Genomic DNA, 7,555 nt, shown 5'->3' with positions numbered 1-7,555 from the left:
GTCGGCCGCGTCATTTGTTTATAAGAGACTGGGATCCGCCCCCACCCCGTGGGCCAACCCCACATATTGACCCCGCCCCTACCCCCGCCCTCGCGGCGGGGCGGCCGAAATTCATTTCGGCCGCCCGGCCTGGGCTGGTCAGTAGACCCGTTTCCACTGGGTGTAATCGCCCTGGATGGCGCCCAGCCAGGTGTAGTAACCCCCGGTGGTGAGATAGCCGCCCGCAAAGGACGAGAGAGTGGAAGGGTTCGACCCGTACATCCAGTTCCCGTTGTTCGAGCTGCCGCAGACCTCGGTGCCGGGCTGGCCGTTCCGGTTGACCAGACAGTTGCTATAGCTCATCTGCATCAGCCTGAACCCGTAGTTGCCCCACCACTGCGACCCGTTGGTGCGGTCACACCCGAAGACCAGCACCTCGGCGAAGTCAGTGCCCGCATTGGTGGCGGTCAGGCACTTCCCTGTGGCCATGTTTTGGATCATGAAAGCCCCGGTTTGGGCACTGCCAGAGTCGATGCTCGGGGCAGCTGCCGCGGAAGCCGGGGACACCGAACCGGCACCGACGGCACCGATCGCCAGGGCGAGCGCGGATACGATCTTTGCTGAACGAAGGAGCACGGAATACCCCATTCCGATAGACGATGACTATTTCGGAAGAGCCGACTGCTTTCCCGACATGCAAAAGGCTAACTGGAGAACGCGCTCACAGGTATCCAGTTGAGCTAAATTCTTTGAGGATTTCGAAAATGATCTCCAGCGGCGCCAAATGGGTACAATTTCACCACCGCGACTAATTGGCGCCAGAGAGTGCGAACGCAGATGAAATGTCATATGGCAGTGCATTTTCGAGATTTCACCCAGGTCCGACATAGGTCTTCATATCGGACGCAGGTTCAATTTCGCCACGATGGTCACACCGGATCGTTGTGCGCAGCTCGATCTTCCACACCTGTGGCATTTCCAGGCCCTTTCATCAAGAAAACTCCCGCTGCCGACCTGGCAAGTACGACCCAGTGGGGCTGGAATGCGACTCCGCCGCATTCGCGGGCGTGCGCGGCGTGGTCCTCAAGCCCTTGCGCATCCGACCACCGGACAGCCGACGTCGCCGCCCACCACGTAACGCCATGACCGCCCGCTCCTTCGCCGCCCCACGACCAACGAGCAACCTACGACGAAGATCCAGCTTTAGATTCATGCTCCCGATAATCAGGCGACACCAACGCAGAGGCTGTGAGCACCGCCCTTGTACGAATATGTCAACCAGGGCACGTATTCGGTCGTGATCAATCTGCGCGATTCATCTTCGCGGCGGGTCCTGATCCGGTAGACCGTGGTGCGTGACGCGAGCGCAACTGACGGATGCTGAGTGGGTGTTGATCGAGCCGTACTTGCCGATCGGCGAGTACGGCCCGTACCCGGAGCGGCTGCGGCAGCAGTTCGAGGGCGTGATCTGGCGATTCCGGACGGGCGGGCAGTGGCGGGAGATGCCGACGGAGTTCGGTGCTTGGTCGACCGTCTCCAATCGGTTCCGGCAGTGGAGGGACGCCGGCGTCTTCGAAGCCCTGATGGAGGGCCTGATCGCGGAAGCCGCGAAGCGTGGCGAGGTGGACCTGTCCCTGGTCGGCGTGGACTCCACCACCGTGCGGGCTCACCACGACGCCGCCGGGATGCACCTCGACTCCGACACCATGGCCGCCCTGGAGAAGGCCACCGAGGAGGCGGAGAAGGCCCGACAAAAGGGGGAGGCCCGGAGGAACAAGACGGGCGGGACGCCCCAGGCGACCCGAAACGGGAAGAACGGCGACGCATCCGGCGTCGGCGCAAGCTCCGGCTGAAGGCAGCCCTGCTCGGACGCTCCAGGGGCGGGCAGACCAGCAAGGTCCATTGCGTCGGCGACCGAAAGTGCCGCCCGCTGGCTTTCATCCTGACCGAGGGCCAGGCCGCGGACAGCCCGCAGTTCATCCCCGTACTGAAGAAGGTCCGGGTTCGCGGGCCCGTCGGCCGTCCCCGGACCCGGCCGGACGCGGTAGCCGGGAACAGGGCCTACTCGTCCCGCGGCAACCGTGCCCACCTGCGCAAGCGCCATATCAAGGCGGTCATCCCGGAGAAGAAGGACCAGAGCGCCAACCGGAAGAAGGAGGGCCGCCCGGGCGGCCGGCCCGTCATTCACGACGCCGAGCTCTACAAGGAGCGCAACACCGTCGAGCGCCTGATCAACAAGCTGAAGGCATGGCGAGGCATCGCCACCCGGTATGACAAGACCCCGGAAAGCTACCTCGCCGGCCTCCACCTCCGTGGCGCAACTCTCTGGATCAAGGACCTCACCAAGACCATCCCTTGATCACGACCAAATACGTGTCCTAATGGCAGCCGTCAAGAAACGAGTTGATGCCAACGCCTGCCAGCGCGCAACCGGCAATCAGGACAAGGGCAATGCCCAAGCAGCCAGCAAGGTGGTCGATCTCCTCCCCAAAAATCCCCTCCCCCGAGGCAATGCCACTGATTGCACCGAGCGCGATGAAGGCACCCACACCCAAGAACCAACCGGAGGCCGTACAGCTCATCGACAACTGGACAAACTCGGCTGCTGAAGTCACGCGGCCACGGTAGGGGGATTGCCGGTACGCAGTAGCTGGACGCGCGATGGTCATCCCCTGAATGGTGGTGCCCCGCTCTCTTAATCGGGCGTCCGTACGGTTGACCTGCTGCTTTGGGGATCAGAAACAGGTAGTGAGCGCCGCCTGCTCATCGTGGCCGTGGGCGAGGAGGCCTACCTCGTACGGCGACTCGACCCGCCGGCACCCGGGCGGCCGGACCCCGAGCCCCGGGAGAGCGCGTGGGCGCACGCCGGGTGCGAGGCGGCCACCCGGCCGGTCAGCGGGCGTGGTTGATGAAGGCGCGGGATCCGTCGTGGAAGGCGATGGTCGCTCCGTACCCGACGGCCGGCGGTTTGGGCAGGGAGGAGTAGAGCTCCACGGAGGCGATCTGGCCCGGGTCCGTCGCGAGCAGCTGGGCGATGAGGGCCCGCTCGACGGTGGCGAGGTCGTTCGTGAGGGTCGGGATCTCCATCGCCGGCGGCTTCTCGCCCAGGACCGGGACCGGATCGTCCTCGGCGCCCCAGGTCTCGCCCGGGGCGTTCACGACGGCGACCTGCCACCGTGACGTGCGGCCGTCCGCGTCGACGACGACACCGAAAGGATGCCGCTCGTGCCCGGCGTCGGCGAAGGTCCGCGCCGAGGCTCCGGGCAGCGCGGCCGCGGCGTCGAGGAGCAGGTGCTGGACACGGGCAGGGCGCATGGGGGTGTCCTTCGGGGCGGGGTTCGGCGCCACGCTACCGGCCGCGGGTCCGGGCAGGTCCCGGGACGGCCGTTAGCTGACGTTTGATCACTCCGGTAGCTTATCGAACAATAGTTCTATGACCGATTCCGTCCCGCTCTCCACCCCTGTCCGCTCACCCGAGCGGCCGGGCGACGCCCAGCGGGCGCCGCGGGAGCTGATGACGCTGCCGGGCTTCTACCGGGACGAGCGCCGGTGGCGCCTGGTCGAGATCCGTCTCGGTGGCCGGTGGCTCGCCGGGATGCTCACGGTGTGGCGTCGCCCACCGGGCAGCGCGGTGTGGGTCGTCCACGTCACCTGGGGCCCGGAAGCCACTGGTTCGTGGGGGTGGTTCCTGTTCGACAGGGACCGGATCCGCCCGCTGCCCGAGCCCGCCGACCCGGCCCCGGCCGCCGCCCCCTACCTCGGGACGTGGCGGGACGCGGTGCGCGTGCCGGCCGAGCTCGCCGGCCCGGCCGGCACCGACCCGGCCGACCGGTGCTGGCGCCTGGCCTGGCTCCGCGCGGAAGGCGCGTGGCGTTCGGTCCTGGTCACCGCCCGCCGGCGCCCGGCACCACAGATGCCCTGGATCGCACACGTCCGCTGGGGCGAGGACAAGGCGGCCGCCTGGGTGATCGCCGACGGCATTTCCCTGCGCCCGCTGCCGCGGTCCGAGCCGGCGGCCGACGCCGAGGCGGACAGGCCCGTCGCGTCCATCGCGCCGGCCACCCCGGGGGAGTCCGCGTGAATCTGGCCCCCGTCCCCGCCCCCGTCCCCGTCCCCGTCCCCGTCCCCGCCCCCGTGCCCGTTGCCGATCTCGCTGCCGAGCGTCGGGGCCGGCTCGCCGACTTGCTGGAACAAACGTCCCCGCAGACCCGTGCCCGCCAGGCCCAGGCCACCGTCCTGCCGGTCCTCGAACCACTCGCCCGGCTGCTGCTGCACGGCGGCCTGGCCAAGGGCACGGTCACCGAGGCCGCCGACATGAGCCTGCTCCTGGCCCTCGCGGCCGGGCCGGCGACCGCGGACCGCTACGCCTGGACCGCCGCCGTCGGCCTCCCCGACCTCGGGCTCGCCGCGGCCGCCGGCTACGGCATCGACCTGGCCCGCCTGGTCGTGGTCGACTTCCCTGGTGACCACTTCGCGGAGGTGGTCACCGCGCTCGCGGCCGCGTGCCCGGTGGTCATCGCGGGCAGTCCCACCGGCCTGGCCCCCCGCGCCGTCGACCGGCTCGCCGCCCACCTGCGCCGCACCGGCACCGTCCTGATCACCCCAGGCCCCTGGCCCGGGGCCCAGCTGCGCCTGGAGGTGAGCTCTCGGAGGTGGTTCGGGTTGGGGGAAGGTCACGGACAGCTGGCGGGGCGTGAGGTGCGTGTCGTGGCGAGCGGTCGTGGCGCGGCGGCCCGTACGCGTGCCGTCGATCTGTTGCTGCCTGGTCCGTACGGCGGGGTCGCCGTGGCCGAGGGGATCGTCGGTGGCGGTGTCGTCGATGGTGCCGGCGTCGCCGTGACCGGTTAGCCGGTGGAAGGCCTGGGTCCGGCGGGGTGAGTGAGCGTCGTTCGATGCCAAGCCCCTGGTGGGACGGCCGCGACGTGTCCTGCGGGCGGCTTGTTAGCAGCACCGGAACATGGAAGGCAAGGCTTACCCAACTTTTGTTCGATTGACACCTCTTGGCCACCGGTCTTTGGCGTGATGTGCATCACAGGGTGCTGGAAAGGTCGCTGGTCAGGGCACGCCTAGTCATCGGACGATCACATTCCGCTAAATATGCTGCCCGGATCCTCTGACAATCGCGTTCCTCCGAACGGTTGAAGGGATGGAACTCAAGTTCCGCCCGGATCGAACACACCGGGCCCCTCGCACCTGTTCATCGGAAGGAGTGCCTTGTGGGGCACCACACGCCCTGGACCACGCCGGCGACTGCCAGCGGACCCAGGATGACCGCGAGCACCCGCGCCCCACGCGCCACCGCTCGCACCGCCTCGCAGGCCAGGGCGGGCCACCGGCCCGCTCCCCGCATCAACGCGGAGCCTGACGTGCACGACTCGCAGCCGCACACCCCGTACGGCACCGAGCTCTCAACCCCGGAGCCCGCGCCGCCGGCTCCCCACACCTCCGCGGAGACCTGGTGAACGACTCCTGGGACCAGCAGACCGGCCCTGACCCGGTCGCGGCCCTTCCCCGGGACTTCGAAGGCTTCTTCATCGCATGGCAGAAGAAGTACCTCAAGTACGCCGAAACCCGGCTGCGCAGCCGGGAGGACGCCGAGGACGTGGTCATCCGCGCGGCCGTCATCATCCACCGCAAGTGGGACCGGATCCTCGCCCACGAGAACCCCATCGCCTTCACCTTCTACATCCTCCAGCGCCTGATCATCGACTACTGGCGCGACCAGACCCGCCAGGCCAAGGCCGAGCACGCCGCCCGAATCCTCGCCCGGGACACCCCCGTCCACCACCCCAGCGCCGACCTCGCCCAGTTCAACCGCCTCGCCGACTACGAGCAGCTCGACCAGGCCCTGGACGAACTCGAAACGCACTCACCGGTCCAGGCCGCCTGCGTGCGCCTGCGCCACCTGGTCGGCATGTCACACGACGAGATCGCCGTCCTCCTCGACATCAACTCCAGCAAAGCCAAGAACGAGACCTGGATGGGGATGCGCTTCCTCAAAGCCAGGCTCGACCGCCCCCACCAGGGCGAAGGGAGCACACCGTGACGACCTTCGAGGGATCCCTCGCGGCAGAAGCCGAACGCCTCGAACGCGAGTACGCGGACCACGACACCGAAGCCTTCACCCGCCGCCTCGCCCAACGCATCGCGGAAGAGAACACCAACCCCACCCCCGAACCGGACTGGGCGACACGCACCGAACCCCCCGCCGCCCGACCGGCCCCGCTGCGCCCGCCCCGTCCGCCCCGCCCGACCAGGCGCAGCCTTCGCCGCCGGCGCCGCCGGGTGGTGCTGCGCGGGGTCGTGCAGCCGGGCCTGCTGCCCGGCCGGCCGCGGGCGAGCGCGGACCTGGTGGGTGAGTTGAACCGGCTGTGCGAGGACGTCCTGCGGTCCGACCAGATCACCACCCTCGCCGACTTCGCCGACGACTACGACGACGCCGGCGCCCGCACCTTCGCCTGCCTCCTCTACGCCCTCGACCGCACCGACAGCGCGCTGTACTGGTGGGGCTTCGCGGCCGGGGCCGGCGACGGACTCGCCGCCCACTGCCTGGCCGTGCACCACGCGGCCCTCGGCACGCCCACCGACGCGCGGGTCTGGCGCACCTACGCCCGGCTGGTCGGCTTCAACCCGAACCACCATCTGCCCCGGCCGGTCCGCGCGGGTACGGAGCCCGCCCGTAACCTCGCGGTCACGGTCACCCACAACTCGCAGCTTGAGCAGTTCCTCGCCGAACCCGAAGGCCTTCCCCAGGAGCTGGCACTGCGGTAGAGCCCGGTGGTGGTGCCCTGGCCGGGGCACCACCACCCTCGGCAACCGTCCCGCTTCATCGCCGCTTCGGGCGGACCCGGCGGCCCGGCGCGAGGAACCGACGCCGAAGAACGTCCTCCCAGACCGGCCCGGGACCGTCCGCTGAGCCTCCCGAAGCTGTCCCCGCCGCGAATCGGCCGCAGTGAACCACGTGCCTCGCGCGGCACATCGCCGATGCCACCATCCCCGCAGGTCAAGAGGCTGATGGCCTATCGCCGGGCACGGGTCTCACCCGGTAGCCATGGTGCCTCCAGAGCACATGTGCGTGGCGTCAGCGATGCCGAAGCCGGCCACCACCCGACCCGGGCGAATCGATTCGGCCTGCCCACCTGCCGATCGCCCGACCAAGAACTGAAAGGCACCCCGGATGAAGACGCGTCCCCTCCCGAACGACACCGGCAAACCGACACTCCGCCGCCGCGGACTGCGCATGGTGCTCACCATCGCGGCCGTGACCGCGGCCACCGCGGTCGTGGCCTTGTACCCGCCGGTGGCTGCCCCGATCGGCGCGGGCGCCGCCGTCGCCACCCTGGTCGTGCCGTACCTACGTAGAAACTGAGCCCTCCGGACAAGTCGGGGGGGGGGCCGGGGCCGCGGGGCCCCCCCCCGAACAACCCCGCGCCCCCCCGCCCGGGCCCCGGGGGGGGCCGCGGGGGGGCGGGGGACGGGCGGGGGGGGCGGGGGGGCGGGGGGGTGGGGGGGCAGTGGGAGGGGGGCGGGGGGGCGCGGGGGCCGCGGGGGGTGTTAGCGGGGGCCCCCCCCCCCC

At 69.7% G+C, this 7,555-nt stretch carries 9 protein-coding genes and 1 pseudogene; 7 read left to right on the top strand and 3 right to left on the bottom strand.

The annotated features are described in order from the left end of the window. Nucleotides 1-138: 138 nt before the first annotated feature. The gene (locus tag ACFVYI_RS39530; protein ID WP_387894571.1) at nucleotides 139-480 is read right to left on the bottom strand and encodes a ricin-type beta-trefoil lectin domain protein; all 342 of its coding nucleotides are present in this window, start codon (nucleotides 478-480) and stop codon (nucleotides 139-141) included. Nucleotides 481-1,334: 854 nt separating this feature from the next. Between ACFVYI_RS39530 and ACFVYI_RS39525 the strand changes: the two are divergent. Beyond that, nucleotides 1,335-2,338, top strand: a pseudogene (locus ACFVYI_RS39525) (IS5 family transposase). 19 nt (nucleotides 2,339-2,357) lie between these two features. Here ACFVYI_RS39525 and ACFVYI_RS39520 read toward each other — a convergent pair. Further along, nucleotides 2,358-2,648 (bottom strand): hypothetical protein, encoded by a 291-nt coding sequence (locus tag ACFVYI_RS39520; protein ID WP_387894569.1) that lies wholly within the window; start codon nucleotides 2,646-2,648, stop codon nucleotides 2,358-2,360. 223 nt (nucleotides 2,649-2,871) lie between these two features. Beyond that, entirely contained in the window at nucleotides 2,872-3,294 is a 423-nt protein-coding gene (locus ACFVYI_RS39515; RefSeq protein ID WP_387894567.1) for a hypothetical protein, read from the bottom strand. A gap of 118 nt (nucleotides 3,295-3,412) precedes the next feature. Between ACFVYI_RS39515 and ACFVYI_RS39510 the strand changes: the two genes are divergently transcribed. The 6 genes from ACFVYI_RS39510 (at nucleotide 3,413) to ACFVYI_RS39485 (ending at nucleotide 7,348) form a co-directional block, all read left to right on the top strand. Then, nucleotides 3,413-4,060 (top strand): hypothetical protein, encoded by a 648-nt coding sequence (locus ACFVYI_RS39510; protein ID WP_387894566.1) that lies wholly within the window; start codon nucleotides 3,413-3,415, stop codon nucleotides 4,058-4,060. Beyond that, on the top strand, nucleotides 4,057-4,827 hold the full coding sequence (locus tag ACFVYI_RS39505; RefSeq protein WP_387894564.1) for a hypothetical protein: 771 nt from the start codon (nucleotides 4,057-4,059) through the stop codon (nucleotides 4,825-4,827). The genes ACFVYI_RS39510 and ACFVYI_RS39505 overlap by 4 nt, the downstream gene beginning before the upstream one ends. Nucleotides 4,828-5,246: 419 nt before the next feature. Then, on the top strand, nucleotides 5,247-5,441 hold the full coding sequence (locus ACFVYI_RS39500; RefSeq protein ID WP_387894562.1) for a hypothetical protein: 195 nt from the start codon (nucleotides 5,247-5,249) through the stop codon (nucleotides 5,439-5,441). Next, on the top strand, nucleotides 5,438-6,025 hold the full coding sequence (locus ACFVYI_RS39495; protein ID WP_387894560.1) for an RNA polymerase sigma factor: 588 nt from the start codon (nucleotides 5,438-5,440) through the stop codon (nucleotides 6,023-6,025). Before ACFVYI_RS39500 ends, ACFVYI_RS39495 begins: the two co-directional genes overlap by 4 nt. Beyond that, the gene (locus ACFVYI_RS39490; protein WP_387894559.1) at nucleotides 6,022-6,750 is read left to right on the top strand and encodes a hypothetical protein; all 729 of its coding nucleotides are present in this window, start codon (nucleotides 6,022-6,024) and stop codon (nucleotides 6,748-6,750) included. Before ACFVYI_RS39495 ends, ACFVYI_RS39490 begins: the two co-directional genes overlap by 4 nt. Before the next feature lie 406 nt (nucleotides 6,751-7,156). Further along, nucleotides 7,157-7,348: a hypothetical protein gene (locus ACFVYI_RS39485; protein WP_387894557.1), complete on the top strand. Its 192-nt coding sequence runs from the start codon at nucleotides 7,157-7,159 to the stop codon at nucleotides 7,346-7,348. Nucleotides 7,349-7,555: the final 207 nt, after the last annotated feature.

The sequence above is a fragment of the Kitasatospora sp. NPDC058218 genome (assembly GCF_042882445.1).
Lineage (GTDB): Bacteria > Actinomycetota > Actinomycetes > Streptomycetales > Streptomycetaceae > Kitasatospora.
This window is presented reverse-complemented; position numbering and strand designations above follow the sequence as displayed.

Excerpts from the sequence above, each read along its gene's own strand:
- ACFVYI_RS39530 (WP_387894571.1), bottom strand. The coding sequence starts at position 480 with ATGATCCAAAACATGGCCACAGGGAAGTGCCTGACCGCCACCAATGCG.
- ACFVYI_RS39520 (WP_387894569.1), bottom strand. The coding sequence starts at position 2,648 with ATGACCATCGCGCGTCCAGCTACTGCGTACCGGCAATCCCCCTACCGT.
- ACFVYI_RS39515 (WP_387894567.1), bottom strand. The coding sequence starts at position 3,294 with ATGCGCCCTGCCCGTGTCCAGCACCTGCTCCTCGACGCCGCGGCCGCG.
- ACFVYI_RS39510 (WP_387894566.1), top strand. The coding sequence starts at position 3,413 with ATGACCGATTCCGTCCCGCTCTCCACCCCTGTCCGCTCACCCGAGCGG.
- ACFVYI_RS39500 (WP_387894562.1), top strand. The coding sequence starts at position 5,247 with ATGACCGCGAGCACCCGCGCCCCACGCGCCACCGCTCGCACCGCCTCG.
- ACFVYI_RS39485 (WP_387894557.1), top strand. The coding sequence starts at position 7,157 with ATGAAGACGCGTCCCCTCCCGAACGACACCGGCAAACCGACACTCCGC.